The following is an 893-nucleotide window of genomic DNA, read 5'->3' on the forward strand; positions in this document are numbered from 1 at the left end:
GCCTGGCCGCGCCCGGGGTCCGCTGCGACCTGCTGCTGGCCGACGCCGGGCTGGCCGGATTGGACGGCGTGCTGGCCGCCGCGCGCGCGCTGCCGGCCTGCAGGCTGGCGCTGCTGACCAACCTGACCGAAAGCGATCCCTCGCTGACGCCGGCCGGCGCCGACGCCGTGCTGGTCAAGCCGGCCACCCGCGCCGGCATGGCGGCGCTGCTGTTGCAGTTGTTCGCGCCCGAGCGTCCGGGCGGCGGCCAGCGGCCGGCGGCGCCGCAGTTCCCCGGCGTGCGCATCCTGCTGGTGGAGGACCACCCGATCAACCAGGAAATCGCCGTGGCCCTGTTGCAGGCCTGCGCCATCGAGGTCGAGCTGGCCGTCAACGGCCGCGACGCCATCGACTGCCTGCGGGCGGACGACGCCGCGCGGCGCTACCAGCTGGTGTTCATGGACCTGCACATGCCCGAGCTGGACGGCCACGCGGCCACGCTGCAACTGCGCCAGGACCCGCGCCTGGCGGCGCTGCCGATCATCGCCATGACCGCCAACGCCCTGCCGGAGGAGTGGCAGCGCTGCAAGCGCGAAGGCTTCAACGACCGCATCAGCAAGCCGCTGATCCCGGCCGCGCTGCACCGCCTGCTGCAACAGTATCTGCCGGCCAGCGGCCACGCCGTCGCCGGCGCGCGCGCCGCCAGCGTGGCGATGGCCCTGCCCGATACCGTGCCCGGCCTGGACCTGGCGCAGGCGCGCGCCAGCGTCAACGGCAACGAGGCGCTGCTGCTCAAGGTGCTGCGCTGGTTCCGCCGCGACGAGCAGGACTGCGCCGCGCGCATCCGGGCGGCGCTGGAACGCGGCGACCACGCGGCCGCGCTGCGCCACGCCCACGCCCTGCGCGGCCTGGCC

The 893-nt window shown here is 75.5% G+C and carries 1 protein-coding gene; it reads left to right on the forward strand.

The annotated features are described in order from the left end of the window. Nucleotides 1–893 (forward strand): response regulator (locus GM676_RS31330; RefSeq protein ID WP_155468468.1); only part of this gene is annotated, 893 nt, incomplete at both ends.

Source organism: Duganella radicis, from assembly GCF_009720825.1.
Lineage (GTDB): Bacteria > Pseudomonadota > Gammaproteobacteria > Burkholderiales > Burkholderiaceae_D > Rugamonas > Rugamonas radicis.